Here is a 14756-nt window from a genome sequence, read left to right on the forward strand (position 1 = left end):
TTAGAATATTTTGGATACTTACCCGAATATTTCAGAGCAAAATCCGAGTGTTTCAGAGTTAATTTGTGGTATTAGTTAGGTAATTTTACCACAAAGGGCGCAAGGGTTTACCATAAGGAACACAAAGGCAGTGTTTTGTTTGATAATTTCTTTGCGGTTAGAGCATTTTTACCGCAAAGGACACTGAGTTTTTGTCGCAAAGGGTACAAAGTGAGAACTATTCTTGGCGTTTTCTCTGCGTAACCCTTAGCGCTCTTTGCGGTTAAAACTGTGTTTTTTGTGGTGAAAAAAATTACAACCGTATTAGTAGCTATTTCACCTTAATCATAAACACAGCAGGTACAGGTCTTTGTCCTTCTTTGTCGCTTACTTGTATGGTGGGCTTGCCATTTACTAGTAAGCAACTACTACCGCCACCATCTAGGTTTAATGCTTCGGTACAGCCAAGGTCTTAAAGCAGTTGCGCTTCTTGGGTAAGGTTTACCCCTTCGGCTATATTGGGAAATCTGCCCTGTATACACATTACTATCAGCTTACCATCCTTAGTATAGCCCATACAAGTGCGTGGGTGCTTATCAGTAAGCCCGGCTTTGCCGGCAAATTTTAGTTCTTCGTTATTACTTATTTGTATGTTGCCATGTTGCAGCAATACAGGGCCACCACCTACGGCAGTTTGCATTTTCCATTTACTAAAACCAGTGGTTGGGTACACAAATTTGGCGCTACTATCTTTTACAGGCGGCAGTGCTACTTGCGATGCGTAAGGTATGGGCTTGCTACTATCAGTATATAGCCAAGCCACATCGGCCTTGCGCTTTTTGCTAATGCCTATGGCACTTGCAAAAGCATGGCGGTAGGTAAATGTATCTTTACCCTTGCCCACAATAGCCGCATTATTATAAGCCAATAGCTGACCATCGTTCATTACTAGGTTTAAATTGCTATTGTGTACAAATTCGAAGAAGGTACAGTTAACCACAAGCAGCGGCTCGCCTTCTGTTTCAAAATATTGACTTGGTGTAAAGCGCTTGCCATGGCCTATTTGCGCAGCAAAATCAATGGTTTTATCATTCAGTTCTGCCGATACATAATAGGCAATATTGGGCTTGCCATCAATACTATCGTGGGTATAATATACATGCACAGATGGCGGCAAAGGGCCGTAAAGGCTGTCTACATTTTGCCAGCGTACTTGAGCTGTGCTATTAGTGGCAATAATTATCAAAGCAAAAGCAATGAATTTGTACATAGTGTTGTCTTATGAGGTAGCAAGCTAAGGAAGTGCTAGCAGATTTAGAGATATTGGCTCGCAGATTTAGATAAGTTAGCTCGCAGATTGCACTGATGACACAGATTTTATTTGATAAAATATCTTAGATGCTAATAACAGAACTTGACAAATCAGCGTAAATCCGCGAAATCTGCGAGAGACTATATTTGGTATTCAGCGGTTTCGGCGAATTCTGCGAGAGAAACATTTTTTTATCAGCGTAAATCCGCGAAATCTGCGAGAGCTACCCTCAAAATCAACAAATCATTAACTATCCATAAACCATCTTACATCTGAAACCTTATATTTGTAAGCACAACTAGAATAAGACATGAGCGAAGAAAGAAGTTTGAATTTTATTGAAGAAATTGTTGAAGCGGATTTAGCAAGCGGCAAACACAAAAGCATTCTTACCAGATTTCCACCAGAACCCAATGGCTACCTACACATGGGCCATGCAAAAAGCATTTGTTTAAACTTTGGCCTAGCCAAAAAATATGGCGGACAAACCAATCTGCGTTTTGATGACACCAACCCTGTAACAGAAGATACCGAATACGTAGACAGCATTAAAGAAGATGTAAAATGGCTTGGGTTTAATTGGGCCAATGAACTATACGCATCTGACTATTTTGAGCAATTATATGGCTTTGCGGTTGACCTGATTAAGAAAGATTTGGCTTATGTAGATGATAGTACGAGTGAAGAGATTGCAGCACAAAAAGGTACACCTACACAGCCAGGTGTGGCTAATATTTACCGCAGCAGAAGCATAGAAGAGAACCTACAATTGTTTGCCGATATGCGTGCAGGCAAGTATAAAGACGGTGAAAAAGTGTTGCGTGCTAAAATTGATATGGCTAGCACCAATATGCTACTACGTGACCCAATTATTTACCGCATAAAACACGCCCACCATCATAGAACTGGCGATGCTTGGTGCATTTACCCGATGTACGACTTTGCCCATGGCCAAAGCGATAGTATAGAAAATATTACCCACTCAATTTGTACGCTAGAGTTTATACCACACAGACCAATGTACGATTGGTGTATAGAAAATTTGGGCATTTTTCCATCTAAGCAATACGAATTTGCACGCTTGAACATGACTTACACCGTAATGAGTAAGCGTAAGCTGTTGCAACTAGTAAATGATGGGCATGTGACAAGTTGGGATGACCCACGTATGCCTACCATTAGTGCCATGAGACGTAGAGGTTTTACCCCAGAAAGCATTAGAGAGTTTTGCGACAAAATAGGTGTAGCAAAAAGAGAGAACTTGATTGATTTTGGCTTGCTAGAATTCTGTGTACGTGAGCATTTAAACAAAATAGCACAGCGTAGAATGGTGGTGTTTGATCCATTAAAAGTTACCATATCAAACTACCTTAACGAATCTGAAACACTAAGCAGCGAAAATAACCCTGAAGATGAAAATGGTGGTAATAGAGCCGTACCATTTACCAGAGAAATTTATATAGAGCGGGAAGACTTTATGGAAGTAGCGCCTAAGAAATACTTTAGACTTGCACCGGGGCAAATGGTACGTTTAAAAAGTGCCTACATTATAAAATGCGATGACTTTGTAAAAGACACAGAAGGTAATATTACCGAAGTAAGATGTAGTTATATACCAGAAAGCAAAAGCGGTAACGATACAAGCGGTATTAATGTAAAAGGTACGCTACATTGGGTAAGTGCAGCTACTGCCCTACCTGTAGAAATTCGCTTGTATGACCGCTTATTTACCGAAGAAAATGTAGGTAACGCAGAAGGCGATTTTAAAGATTATATCAATCAAAATTCGCTACAAGTAATAGCCAAAGCTTACGCAGAACCTGCACTTGCAGAAGCAACATTGGCTGACCGTTTTCAGTTTTTGCGTAAAGGGTATTTTTGTTTAGATAAAGATAGCACTGCCGATAAACTTGTATTTAATAGAACGGTAACGCTAAAAGATACTTGGGCTAAGGTTAACCGCTGATTCGTTTGATGAGAATGATTGCCATGATTTTTTGTGGCACTTATAAATATGAATATTGTTGGTATATTTGGTGTAATAAATTTTTGAAGATGGCACTAGTAATTTCTGAAATAAAATTATATGAACTACTAAAAGCTAAGCTTGGCGAGAAAGAAGCCGAGGCTTTTATTGAAATCATTGAACATAAAAGTAGATAGTAAATTGCAAGAAAAAACAAACGTATTTGCAACAAAAGAAGATTTGGCAAAAGTTGAGGGTAAATTATTATCTACAATTAGTGATGCAAAAGTTGATCTAATTAAATGGTTAATTGCAACAGCCATTACTATTGTTGCTTTAATTATTTCATTTGCAAGATTAAGTCACTAATCATCAAATCATATTTTTGTAACCCGTCTGATAATAACAAACAGACGGGTTTTTATTTTATCCCCATGCTACTAGAAAGATTTAAAAAATACACCGCTGACAACTTCAACTTATCGCCTACGCAGCATCATGTATTGCTAGCCGTAAGTGGTGGTATAGATAGTGTGGTAATGGTAGACTTGTTTGCAAAAGCTGGTTTTAACTTCACCATTGCGCATTGTAATTTTCAACTACGTGGTGCAGAAAGTGACAGAGACGAAGCATTTGTAAGAGAGCTTGGTGTTAAATACGGTAAAGAGGTATTAGTAAAGGCATTTGATACAGTAGCTTATTCAGCCAATAACAAACTATCTATTCAAGTAGCTGCAAGAGAACTGAGGTATGGGTGGTTTAAAGAACTAGTCGATAGACCACAGACAACAGACGATGGCTTGCTGTCGACCGTCGACCGTCGACCGTCGACGGCTTTTGTTGCTACCGCTCACCATGCTGATGATAATATAGAAACCTTATTGATGCACTTTTTTAGAGGCTGTGGCATTAGTGGTTTGCATGGCATTTTACCAAAGCAAGGGCATATTATCAGGCCATTATTATTTGCCAAAAGAGCAGAGATTGTGGCTTATGCAGCCGAACAAGGTTTAACTTGGGTTGAAGATAGCAGTAATGCTACCGATAAATATTCACGTAATTACATTAGGCACCAAGTAATGCCTTTAATGCAGACCATTTACCCAAAAGTGGAAGACAATTTGCTAGGCAATATTGAGCGCTTTAAAGAAGTAGAAATGGTGTACAACCAAACCATGAATAGCATAAAAACTAAGTTGCTAGAAGTAAAAGGCAATGAAACACATATACCTATTTTAAAGCTAAAAAAGCAGCAGCCGCTGCGCAGTATTGTGTACGAAATAGTGAAAGATTTTGGCTTTGAAGCCACACAAGTAGATGAAGTGGTAAAACTATTAGATGCTAGCAATGGCAGCTTTATGGCTTCGGCAACGCACCGTTTAATTATTAATAGAAATTGGCTCATTATTGCACCAAAGCAAGCCGATGAAGCCACCAATGTGTTGATTGAAACTGGTACGAATGAAATAGTGTTTAGTGGAGGTAAAATAATATTAAGCAAGTCAACAGTCGACGGTCAACAGTCAACAGATAAAGCCATTGCAACGATTGATGCAGATGCGATTACTTACCCATTATTATTACGCCCTTATAAAACAGGCGACTACTTCTACCCTTTGGGCATGACAAAGAAAAAGAAGCTAAGCAAGTTTTTTATTGACCAAAAATTATCTAAAACTGAGAAGGAAAATGTTTGGGTGATTGAAAGCGACAAACGGATAGTTTGGGTAATTGGCCACAGAATTGATAACCGTTTTAAGCTTAAGCCAAGCACTAGAAATATGTTGACAATAAGTTTGGTTTAAAACACTTATTGCAACATACTTTTTATTAAAAGATGCATTATTCTTATTAAGTAAGCTTATATTGTTATTAAAACAACAATAATTTTTATTAAAACGGCAAGCCAATCTTATTAAACTTGCCAACTTTCTTATTAAACCAGAGGAAATTCTTATTAAACTCGGTAACTTTCTTATTAAACTAAGCCTATTTCTTATTAAATAGCGCTTTATTTTTATTAAAAAATGGGCTTTTTTTATCAAAAAACGGGCTATTATTATTAAAATAAACGATAAGGTAGGTCATTATAAGCTTTGCAAATACAGTTTTACCTGTTCAATAAACCATGAAACAGCTTTAAAATCACTAAAGAAATAAGTAGTAACAATCAGAAAAACGATACCATAAATGGCACCCCATAAGTGGGCAGAATGATTGATATTACTAGTACCTTTTTTAGCTAAATAAGCAGAAACACCTAAATAAATAGCACCAAATAGAAACGCAGGTGTAGGTATTGGCAAAATCATAAGCGACAATCTATCTGCTGGTGCTATAAAAATATAGGTAAACACAATAGCTGAAACCGCACCAGAAGCACCAAGGCTTCTGTAATAATAATTATCAATATTTTTTGAGTAAGTAGGCATTAAGCAGGCTACTAATGATGAGATATAAAGCAAGATGTAATAAGCCTCACCCATGCTACCAAAAATGCGGGTAAAAGCATCTTCAACCGCCCCACCAAACATCCACAAAGAGTACATGTTGAAAGCTAAGTGCATAAAATCGGCATGAATAAAACCACAAGTAATAAAGCGATACCATTGTTTTTGGTTGTTAATAGCTGGCGGATAAAAAATCAATTCATCAATAATTTGTTCTTTTTGAAAAGCCAAAAAAGAAACAATACAAGTGATGATGATAATGACAAGTGTTACGTTCAACATGTAGTAAAATTAAGTGTGAATATGTGTTTAAATGGAACTAGATGATTCAATGGCGATTGATTTTCCATAAAATTCATGGTAATCATTACCATCACTTCAATTAGCGGTTAAACGTGATGGTACTTCTCGTTGCGCAAAATACTGCAAGCACGATACACTTGTTCCGCTAAAATTAAGCGTACCAACATGTGTGGAAATACTAATTTAGATAAAGACCAGGTGAAATTGGCTCGTTTAAAAACAGTATCATCTACACCAAAAGCACCACCAATTAAAAACACCAATCGCTTGGTACTTTCATTGGCTCGCTGTTGTATTAAACTCGCTACATCTGGTGAACTAATATTTTTACCACGTTCATCTAACAATACTAAAAAATCATCTTTTTGTAAATGGTTTTGAATGATAGCACCTTCTGCTTTTTTCAAATCAATGTCAGATAAAACAGCGGCATTTTTAGGTGGCGCAGTAATTACCCATTCTACTGGAAAATATTTGGTAATACGGTTGGTAAAATCTTGAATACCAGATTGTACATAGGGTTCGTGAGGTTTACCGATGCTGTATAGAATAATTTTCATGATGAAGAGTTTGAAACCACATAGTCACAAAGGCACAAAGCTTTTTCCAATAGAAGTCTATGATTCTATATGTCTATGTGGTGAAAATATTACTTGTAATCAACCAAACTAAGCCTAATACCATAACTACCAGTTTCGTAGTATTTAGATGGTGTAACTTGATAAGTGTAATGTATAAAATCTTTGTAAATAAGCCCAACACCTTTAGCATAAACCTCTACCGAGTAAGTTTTATTGTAGTAAAAATTAGGATTAAAAGTAGGGCTACTGCTTTCATCTTGCTGCAAAACGGTAACTGTATTGTTGATGCTACCTTTTTTTACAGTATATGCAGCATCAATATCTTGGTATTGGTATTGCCAGTTGTTTAAGAAATAGTTAGTGCTGTTGGTGGTGGTATTAATGTAGCTATTGCCTTTCCAAGTTGTAGTTTCTGAGACAGGATTTACCAAAGTAATAAAACGCAAATTATTATCTACGTACTCAATTTTATTACTATCAACAACTGCATAATAAGTAGTCGAATATTGGTAAGGCTTACTTGCTAGTGTATCGGTAATGTATCTAAAAATGCGGTACGATTGTCTACCTTGATTATCTAAAAAGCTACTTTCAACACTGTCTTTAGCCAGGTAGTAAGTTTTTTGCAACGATGTACCAAACGTGGCAACCACTGTACTATCTAACCTATAAGTAAATGTTTTGCCCACTTGAATTGGGTACAATTCTTTAGCGGTAATAATGTTCAATGTTTCTGTTTGCTTGCTACAGCTTATCATTTGCGCAGCTATAAACAGTAAACATAAATATCTAAAAAGCTTCATCGTATTATTTGAACTTGAAAGATAAGTAGAATGTTAATATTGCTGCATTGAAGATTGTAGAATTTGTCTCACAGATTTCGTAGATAACGCATAAATGTGATATAATGTAATTACTATCAGCGAGAATTAGCGAAATCTGTGAGACAAATAAACATCAGCGTTCCTATCCTTACAACACCAACTCACCTCTTTGTATCACACCACCACCTATTACATCATCACCTTCATAAAACACCGCACTTTGCCCTGGTGCAATACTTTTTACATTCTCGTAAAAGCGTATACGCAAGCCATTATCAGCATTGTACAAACTACTAATAGCGCCTTTGTCTTTGTAGCGAATTTTAGTAATTGCTTCCATACCATCAATAATGCTATCGTATTTTATCCAGTTTATTTTACCCACTAGCATATCGTTTTGGTCTAGGTCAGCTTCTTCACCAAGTACTACGGTATTGTTTTCTGGGTTAATGGCAGTAACATAAGCAGGCTTTCCTAAAGCTATTTCTAAGCCCTTTCTTTGTCCCACAGTATAAAAAGGATAGCCTTTATGCTTACCTAATTTTTTGCCCGTTTTATCTACAAACCAGCCACCGTTTACCTTATCTTCTAGCCCATCTACTCTACGTTTTAAAAAGCCACGGTAATCATTATCAGGTACAAAACATATTTCGTAACTCTCGCTTTTCTTAGCAAGTTCAGGGTAGCCAAGGTCTACCGCCATTTGTCTAATATCAGTTTTACGATATTTACCCAAAGGCATAATGGTACGGCTAAGCAATTCTTGGTCAAGCCCCCACAGCACATAGCTCTGGTCTTTGGTTTCATCAAGCCCTTTACTTATCACATATCTACCATTGGTATGTTGGCGAATTTGCGCATAATGACCAGTTGCAATAAACTGACAGCCCAATGCATCGGCACGTTTTAATAAAGCACGCCATTTTATGTGTGTATTGCACATCACACAAGGGTTTGGTGTACGGCCAGCCAAATATTCTTCTACAAAATTTTCAATTACAAAATCACCAAACTCATCTCTAATATCTAAAATATAATGCGGAAAACCATGGTCAACAGCCGCTTTTCTAGCATCGTTAAAGCTATCAATATTGCAACAGCCAGTTTCTTTTTTGCTGGTGCCGCCACCGCTAGTTGCGTAATCCCATGTTTTCATGGTTATCCCAATCACCTCATACCCTTCATGATGCAACATTAAAGCCACCACAGTACTATCAATACCGCCACTCATTGCCACTAAAACTTTTCCTTTTTGGCTCATTACTAAACTTTTGGCAAAAATAACGAATGCCTAGCAGTTGCAGCATCGTTGCGGCTTAAACACATTACTAATGCTGGAAATTTTGGCCCAATATAAAATCATTATTTTCTTTTTGGTCATCGGCTAGTTCGCTATTGTACACTGTATGCGTCGCACCCTGCATCTGTATAACTTTTATCAGCAACCTGCATTTTAGCCCAACATGCTACTTTTTAATATAGTTTTGAAGCATAATTTTTCTCTATGGCATCATTTATTATTACTTGTCCTAACTGTAAGCACCAATTTGAACCAGGCGATTCTATGCGTGATGAAATTGAAAAAGAATTGCGCAGTAAAGTCATTGATTGGCAAAAAAAGAAAGACGAAGAATTTCGCACTAAAGAAGCCCAATATCAACAACAATTACAACTTAAAGACGACGAAATAAATAAGCGATTAGCTAGCGAGAAGCAAAAACTACAAGCAGAATTACAGGTACAGTTAACCAAAAGTATTGCTTCAGATTTTGAAAATCAGATGAAATTATTGCAGCAAAACTTGGCTGATAATGAGGAAAAGTTAAAATCTGCTCGTAGTAAAGAGCTTGAATTTTTACAAAAAGAACAAGCATTAAAAAATAGAGAACAAGAGCTTGAATTATCGGTACAAAAGCAGTTACAACATGAGCGAGAAAAGCTAACTGAAGAAATACGCAAAATAGAAGAGCAAAGAGTCTCGGCAAAAGAACATGACTTTGTAATGAAAGTAAAAGAGCTAGAAAAACAGCTAGAAGACCAGAAGAAACTTGCTGAAGAAATGCGCCGAAAATCTGAACAAGGTAGCATGCAATTGCAAGGTGAGGTACAAGAATTATTGCTAGAAGAATTACTGCAAAGCACTTTTCCTTTTGACAAAGTAGAAGAAGTAGGCAAAGGTGTACGTGGGGCAGATTGCATACAAACTGTTCGCAACCAATTTGGTGTAGAAACAGGAAAAATTATCTACGAAAGTAAACGTACCAAAGATTTTGGTGGTGATTGGATAGAGAAGCTAAAAACAGATATGCGTAATTTGGGTGCAGATGTAGCTGTAATTGTAACGCAAACTTTACCAAAAGGCATGGAACGTTTTGGCGAAAAAGATGGTGTGTATATCTGCACGTTTACCGAAGTAAAAAGTGTGGCATTATTGCTACGCAATGCCATTTTAAAAATATACGATGCCAAAAAAAGCCAAGAAAACAAAGGCGATAAAATGGTATTGCTTTACGATTATTTAATTGGCAATGAATTTAACGAGCAATGGAAAGCCATTCGTGAAGGCTTTATGAGCATGAAACTAAGCATACAGCGTGAACGAGATGCGATGGAAAAACTATGGAAAGCCCGGGAAAAACAATTGGAAAAGGTATTACTAAATGCTGCACATATTAGAGGTTCAATAGAAGGCATTGCAGGTGTAGATGCGGTGAATTTGAATTTATTAGATGAACAAGATAATTTACTACTAGACTAAAATGGCCATGATACCTCTTAACCCAGAATCAAATATTCCCAATAAACCAAGTAAGAAAAAGCCCATTTTTCCTATTAACAGTGGCTTGCGCAAATACTTGAAAGATCATGGTCGTGAAGTACACTTACCGGTACACTATGAGGATTTATTACGATTTACTTATAGTGTTCCACTAAAAGATAAATCTGGGAAAGACGCTTATTGGGAAACAGTATCGTACGATATGCGTGAATGGGAATTTTTGCGTGATGGTCTTGTAAAAGTGTATGCCATTTTAAAAACAGAAGGCGATTTTAGCTTTGTTAATCAACTAGATGTAGCTAGAATTGACTTTTGCGTATTTGGAAATAGCCAACCTTTTAGAATAAGAATCGTCAATCGTTTTAACGATAATTACGACCATTATTACATTAAACGTGGTGATGCAAGCCGTGTTTATGGTTTGGAATTAGAGCATTTATTATCTCCAAACAGGATTACTTTTTTTACTAATTACCAAACGCTTATTGAAGAACATATACCAGGTATACCAGGCGATGAATTTATAAAAAATTATCTCAATCACCCTGATACCAATCAAGTACGCTTCGCTAAAGAATTTGTGAAATTTAATGAGCGTTGTTTTATGCGATTGTTGGGTGATTTGCGTAGCTACAATTTCGTAGTTGATATCACGCCAGATATTGAAAATGTACAATACAGAATTAGGGCAATAGATTTTGATCAACAATGTTACGAAGGCAGAAAAAACTTGTATTTACCTCAATTTTTCAAAGAGAATTATCCTTTTGTAGAAATAGTAAGCAGGTTGCTTAATAAAGAATCAATAGAACAATATCAAGCTGAAGAACGAACTAAGGTTGTATTTCGTTTGGCTTCATCTCGGTATCGCATTAAAGAATTAATAGACTTAATGTGTCATGATACTATTTCTACCGCCGAAAAAATAGAAAATCTTAAAATTGAACTAGCTAATCATTTTCACCATATTGGCTTTTTAAAGGCTAAAACGATGGGGCAGATTGTAAAAATTCAATTAAAGCAAATATTATTAAAGAAACTTAAGTTAGTGCCAAAAGGTAAAATGCATAATGGCGACTAAAGGGTTTTTTGCATTAGCAAATCTGTTTGAAGATCTGTGCCTAGTACAAAAGTTTCCGTGCAAAATTGTGTAAATCCAAAGCGTTTGTAAAACGCAATGGCTTTAATATTTTGTTCCCACACACCAAGCCAAATATGTGTTTTGTTTAATGATTTAGCTTTTTCTAAGCATGTATTCATAAGTAATTTACCAATGCCTTTACCAATAAACGCATCAAGTACATAAATACGTGATATGCGCAGCGTTGCATAATCAGGTAATTCTGTCGGATTATCAATAGCAGTCACTTTTGCATAAGCGCATAATACATTCTTGTCATAAACTAAGAAAAAGGTATTATTAGGGGTTGCTAATTCTTTTTCAGTATCTGCTACACTAAAATTTGAAGCCAAAAACAAATCCATATCGGCTTTTGTATTTTGTAGATGGAAAGCCTCATAAAATGTTTGCTTACTTATTCCTGAAATTACTTCTGAATCGCTAATTGTAGCTATTTTAACCTGTAACATGGCGCAATATTAAACAATCATTCAACTCATTACAATCATTTAATCACAAATCCTTCTTGGATAGCTTGGCTAAAAACCTTACTTTTGCACACTTTATAAAAATTTGATGCCGTAACATCAAGCTAGTCCCTACAAACCCACTACCCTTTGGGTTGCCGGATGAACTTAATGTGGCCTATTATTTACTTAAATAGACACAGATGAAATTATCACAATTCAGGTTTGATTTACCATTGAATCTCATTGCACAAAACCCAACCAAACAAAGAGAAGATGCTAGAATGTTGGTTGTAGACCGTAAAACCGGTGCAATGGAAAACAAACATTTCAAAGACATTCTTGATTACTTTGACGACAAAGATGTATTTGTAGTGAACAACACAAAAGTGTTTTCTGCCCGTATGTATGGTCGTAAAGAGAAAACTGGTGCTAAAATTGAAGTGTTTTTACTGCGTGAATTAAACAAACCAAACCGTTTATGGGACGTAATTGTTGATCCCGCAAGAAAAATTCGTGTTGGCAACAAATTGTATTTTGGTGAAAATGAAGAGCTTGTAGCAGAAGTTATTGATAACACAACTAGCCGTGGTCGTACTATTCGCTTTTTGTGGGATGAAGATGAAGAAAGCTTCAAAAAAATGTTAGACTTTTTGGGCGAAACACCTTTGCCTAAATATATAAAACGTACACCAACAGAAGAAGATAAAGAGCGCTACCAAACAGTTTATGCAAAACATGAAGGTGCTGTAGCAGCGCCGACTGCTGGTTTGCATTTCAGTAAAGAGTTAATTAAGCGTTGCGAAATTCAAGGTATTCGCTTTGCCGAAGTAACCTTACATACTGGCTTAGGAACATTTAGACCAATTGAAGTAGAAGATTTAAGCAAACACAAAATGGATGCTGAATACTACCAAATTACTGAAGAAGCTGCCAACATTGTAAACAAAGCAAAACAAACTGGTCACAGAGTTTGTAGCATTGGTACTACTACCATGCGTGCTATGGAAACAAGTTTTACAGCTACTAAAATGCTTAAACCAAGTGAAGGCTGGACAAATCATTTTATTCACCCACCTTACGATTTTAGTGTGGCTGATAGCTTGGTTACCAATTTCCATTTGCCAAAAACAAGTTTACTAATTATGACTTGTGCTTTTGCTGGTTACGATTTAGCAATGGCTGCTTATCAAAAAGCAATAAAAGATAAATACCGTTTCTTTAGCTATGGTGATTCTTTATTAATCATCTAATTTAAGAACGAAATAATACTAAAAAAGCTACCGAGTTGGTAGCTTTTTTAGTATAGTAAATATTGAGATTATTTTTTAAAATAAAATTTTATAAAGACCACATATGGTAAATATTAATCCAACAAGACCAACTAAAACTCTTCCTAAAAATTCAGATTGCCCGGTTTCTACATAAAAATTACTAGGATTGTCTTCTTGATAATATACTTTCACTGTTTCACCATCTTTGTATTGGTTGTAGAACAATGCAAAGTCTTGTTTTATAGCCCCTGTTATCCATTCATCTTTTCTAGTAAGAAACCTTACGGTTATTTTATCTTTGATATTAGGTGAATCTATATCGCTTGTACTAAAAAAAACTGGTGTTTTCATAATCTTGCTCGTACACAATACCTTCTACAGAGATACCATTAGTTTTTAAATTCACATTTTTAGAAGTGTATAGAATGCTAACTGCAATTGCCATTAGCCCCATGCCTAGAAAAAGGTATGGTAAGTATTCAGGTACAATATTATTACTCACTTAATTTAATAGCGTTAGTTCTGCTTTTAATATGGTTCAACGTGGCAAGGCTTACCTTTTTGAGGGCCACCACCCTCTTCTTTGCGTTTACAAATAGGCGGTAAAAGTTTATAAGCATCAGGCGTAGCTAGTGTACTGTCAGCATCAAAACCTGCATTGTTAATGGCAGTTTTAATAGCATCTAAAGTAACTCTATCTGGCAAATATTGTACACGAATTTCACCAGCTAACAAGTTATAAGTACGCTTTAGCATACCACTTTGCATGTTGTCTTCATTTTCTCTTACTAGATATTCTTCTAGTTTTTCTTTGCAAGTCCAGCAACGTAAGTTGGCAGATTTAATAACCACTGTTTGTGCTTTGGCAGCCATTACCTGCGCATTCATTTTTGCAGTAAAAAAGCCACCAAACAATACCAATAAAGCAATCTTCTTCATTTGTTTCTTTTTAAATGTTAGGATAAACTTAGTCAACCATCCAAGTGCTTGGGCTTTTGCGCCATTGCATTAACAGTTCTTCGGTTTCGGCTGAAACCAGTTGCTTTTCAACAGCGAGGCCTATAAGCGCTTGGTAGTTACTAAGCGACTTGAAAGGTACGTTGGCACTAGCAAACGCTTCTTCAGCAACTGTAAAACCATAGTTAAAAATACTTACCATCGCTATAACTTCTAAGCCAGCATTGCGCAATACTTCTACAACTTGTAAGCTACTTTTACCTGTAGAAATTAAGTCTTCAATTACCACCACTTTTTGGCCAGCCTCATAATGACCTTCTATTTGGTTACCCAAACCGTGTTCTTTCGGCTTTGGACGAACGTACATATAAGGCAGTTTTAGTTGATCAGCAGCCATAGCACCCCAAGCTATACCAGCAGTAGCCACACCTGCTAAAACATCAGCATCAGGATATTGCTCGAAAATAACACTGCATAATTCACTTTTAATAAAATCTCTTACAAAAGGAAAAGATAATACTTTTCTGTTATCACAATAAATGGGGCTTTTCCAACCACTAGCCCAAGTAAAAGGCTTTTCAGGACTTAGCTTAACCGCTTGAACCTGCAATAATTTTTCAGCAATTGCTTTTTCGTTTGTCATGCAGCGAAGATAAATGGATTATAATTTCAAGTTTCAAGTTTCAAGTTTCAAGTTTCAAGTTTCAAGTTTCAAGTTTCAAGTTTCAAGTTTCAAGTTTCAAG

The 14756-nt window shown here is 36.3% G+C and carries 15 protein-coding genes and 1 pseudogene; 6 read left to right on the forward strand and 10 right to left on the reverse strand.

The genetic code is table 11. From position 1 onward, the window contains the following. Positions 1 to 310: 310 nt before the first annotated feature. A pseudogene (locus tag ACT9TX_RS10140) lies at positions 311 to 1249 on the reverse strand (phosphodiester glycosidase family protein). Between the two features lie 352 nt (positions 1250 to 1601). Here ACT9TX_RS10140 and ACT9TX_RS10145 point away from each other — a divergent pair. From ACT9TX_RS10145 to tilS, 3 genes are all read left to right on the forward strand, one after another. Further along, the gene (locus ACT9TX_RS10145) at positions 1602 to 3257 is read left to right on the forward strand and encodes a glutamine--tRNA ligase/YqeY domain fusion protein (RefSeq protein WP_481338173.1); all 1656 of its coding nucleotides are present in this window, start codon (positions 1602 to 1604) and stop codon (positions 3255 to 3257) included. A 201-nt stretch (positions 3258 to 3458) separates the two neighbouring features. Beyond that, positions 3459 to 3626 (forward strand): hypothetical protein, encoded by a 168-nt coding sequence (locus ACT9TX_RS10150; protein ID WP_481338174.1) that lies wholly within the window; start codon positions 3459 to 3461, stop codon positions 3624 to 3626. Positions 3627 to 3691: 65 nt separating this feature from the next. Next, positions 3692 to 5062, forward strand: a complete 1371-nt coding sequence (gene tilS, locus ACT9TX_RS10155; RefSeq protein ID WP_481338175.1) for a tRNA lysidine(34) synthetase TilS — start codon at positions 3692 to 3694, stop codon at positions 5060 to 5062. A gap of 282 nt (positions 5063 to 5344) precedes the next feature. On the opposite strand, the gene ACT9TX_RS10160 is transcribed toward tilS, so the two are convergent. From ACT9TX_RS10160 to mnmA, 4 genes are all read right to left on the reverse strand, one after another. Beyond that, positions 5345 to 5989, reverse strand: coding sequence for a rhomboid family intramembrane serine protease (locus ACT9TX_RS10160; RefSeq protein WP_481338176.1), 645 nt, complete (start codon positions 5987 to 5989; stop codon positions 5345 to 5347). A gap of 107 nt (positions 5990 to 6096) precedes the next feature. Continuing rightward, a complete protein-coding gene (locus ACT9TX_RS10165) occupies positions 6097 to 6570 on the reverse strand; it encodes a 23S rRNA (pseudouridine(1915)-N(3))-methyltransferase RlmH (protein WP_481338177.1) in 474 nt (157 codons plus the stop codon). Between the two features lie 89 nt (positions 6571 to 6659). Then, positions 6660 to 7394 (reverse strand): hypothetical protein, encoded by a 735-nt coding sequence (locus ACT9TX_RS10170; protein WP_481338178.1) that lies wholly within the window; start codon positions 7392 to 7394, stop codon positions 6660 to 6662. A 169-nt stretch (positions 7395 to 7563) separates the two neighbouring features. Beyond that, a complete protein-coding gene (gene mnmA / locus ACT9TX_RS10175; protein ID WP_481338179.1) occupies positions 7564 to 8676 on the reverse strand; it encodes a tRNA 2-thiouridine(34) synthase MnmA in 1113 nt (370 codons plus the stop codon). Between the two features lie 243 nt (positions 8677 to 8919). Between mnmA and ACT9TX_RS10180 the strand changes: the two genes are divergently transcribed. Together ACT9TX_RS10180 and ACT9TX_RS10185 are read left to right on the forward strand one after the other, a co-directional pair. Continuing rightward, on the forward strand, positions 8920 to 10173 hold the full coding sequence (locus ACT9TX_RS10180) for a DUF2130 domain-containing protein (protein WP_481338180.1): 1254 nt from the start codon (positions 8920 to 8922) through the stop codon (positions 10171 to 10173). Between the two features lie 7 nt (positions 10174 to 10180). Further along, positions 10181 to 11275: a hypothetical protein gene (locus tag ACT9TX_RS10185; protein ID WP_481338181.1), complete on the forward strand. Its 1095-nt coding sequence runs from the start codon at positions 10181 to 10183 to the stop codon at positions 11273 to 11275. Here ACT9TX_RS10185 and ACT9TX_RS10190 read toward each other — a convergent pair. Beyond that, a complete protein-coding gene (locus ACT9TX_RS10190) occupies positions 11272 to 11784 on the reverse strand; it encodes a GNAT family N-acetyltransferase (protein ID WP_481338182.1) in 513 nt (170 codons plus the stop codon). The two genes, ACT9TX_RS10185 and ACT9TX_RS10190, sit on opposite strands and share 4 nt — an antisense overlap. A 200-nt stretch (positions 11785 to 11984) precedes the next feature. On the opposite strand from ACT9TX_RS10190, the gene queA reads away from it, so the two are divergent. Continuing rightward, positions 11985 to 13034 (forward strand): tRNA preQ1(34) S-adenosylmethionine ribosyltransferase-isomerase QueA, encoded by a 1050-nt coding sequence (queA, locus tag ACT9TX_RS10195; RefSeq protein ID WP_379014974.1) that lies wholly within the window; start codon positions 11985 to 11987, stop codon positions 13032 to 13034. A gap of 75 nt (positions 13035 to 13109) precedes the next feature. On the opposite strand, the gene ACT9TX_RS10200 is transcribed toward queA, so the two are convergent. From ACT9TX_RS10200 to pyrE, 4 genes are read right to left on the reverse strand one after another with little or no spacing between them, the layout of a single operon-like run. Further along, positions 13110 to 13406, reverse strand: coding sequence for a DUF3592 domain-containing protein (locus ACT9TX_RS10200; protein WP_481338183.1), 297 nt, complete (start codon positions 13404 to 13406; stop codon positions 13110 to 13112). Next, positions 13384 to 13557 carry a hypothetical protein gene (locus ACT9TX_RS10205; RefSeq protein WP_481338184.1) on the reverse strand — a complete coding sequence of 58 codons (174 nt, stop codon included), beginning with the start codon at positions 13555 to 13557 and terminating at the stop codon, positions 13384 to 13386. The genes ACT9TX_RS10200 and ACT9TX_RS10205 overlap by 23 nt, the downstream gene beginning before the upstream one ends. A gap of 26 nt (positions 13558 to 13583) precedes the next feature. After that, entirely contained in the window at positions 13584 to 13994 is a 411-nt protein-coding gene (locus ACT9TX_RS10210) for a hypothetical protein (RefSeq protein WP_481338185.1), read from the reverse strand. A 28-nt stretch (positions 13995 to 14022) separates the two neighbouring features. Next, the gene (gene pyrE, locus ACT9TX_RS10215) at positions 14023 to 14655 is read right to left on the reverse strand and encodes an orotate phosphoribosyltransferase (RefSeq protein ID WP_481338186.1); all 633 of its coding nucleotides are present in this window, start codon (positions 14653 to 14655) and stop codon (positions 14023 to 14025) included. Positions 14656 to 14756: the final 101 nt, after the last annotated feature.

The sequence above is a fragment of the Parasediminibacterium sp. HNIBRBA5674 genome, from assembly GCF_056745525.1.